Consider the following 693-nt stretch of genomic DNA (forward strand, 5'->3'; position numbering starts at 1 on the left):
GGCGGCGGTCGGGAAGAGGGCCGGCAGCGCGGAGGCAAGGTTGGAGATGTAGAAGATCACCGGGACCGCCACCAGGGTGAGTCCCGCCAGCGTCGACCAGATCGCTCCGTGGGCCAGAAGCAGGAACGCAGGGACTGACAGGACGACGGCGCTGGCAGAACCGATCCACAGCACGGGGCGGCGGCCGATGCGGTCCGAGAGCCTGCCTGCCAGTGGGATGCAGGCCGCGGTGACGAGCAGCACGGGGATGGTCAGCAGCGTCCCGTGCACCGCGTCATAGCCCAAGGAGTCCGTGAGGTAGGTGGGCATGTAGGAGGTGAGTGCGTAGCTGGACGTGTTGGCGGCTGCCACCAGCATGATGGCAATGAGGATGGGACGCCAGTGTGTGCGCACCAGGTCCGCGGTGGAGGAAGGGGCATCTGCCGGGCGGTCGGTCCCTGCCTTCTCCTGGGCGTCGAGCTGGGCCTGGAAGGCGGGGCTCTCCTCGATCTTGGTCCGGAAGTAGACGGCCACCGCGCCCAAGGGCCCGGCCACCAGGAACGGGATGCGCCATGCCCCACCCAGGACCGCCTCGGGTCCCAGACCCAACTGGATGGCGGAGACCACTGCGGCGCCCAGGGCGAAGCCGATGTAGGAGCCTGTGTCGAGGATGGAGGCGAAGAAGCCGCGGCGCTCATCTGGCGCGTACTCGGA

1 protein-coding gene is annotated in these 693 nt (G+C 68.7%); it reads right to left on the reverse strand.

The window, feature by feature from the left end; translation table 11 throughout:
* Positions 1 to 693 (reverse strand): MFS transporter (locus FK530_RS24540; protein WP_146489439.1); only part of this gene is annotated, 693 nt, incomplete at both ends.

The sequence above is a fragment of the Tsukamurella conjunctivitidis genome, from assembly GCF_007858475.1.
GTDB lineage: Bacteria > Actinomycetota > Actinomycetes > Mycobacteriales > Mycobacteriaceae > Tsukamurella > Tsukamurella conjunctivitidis.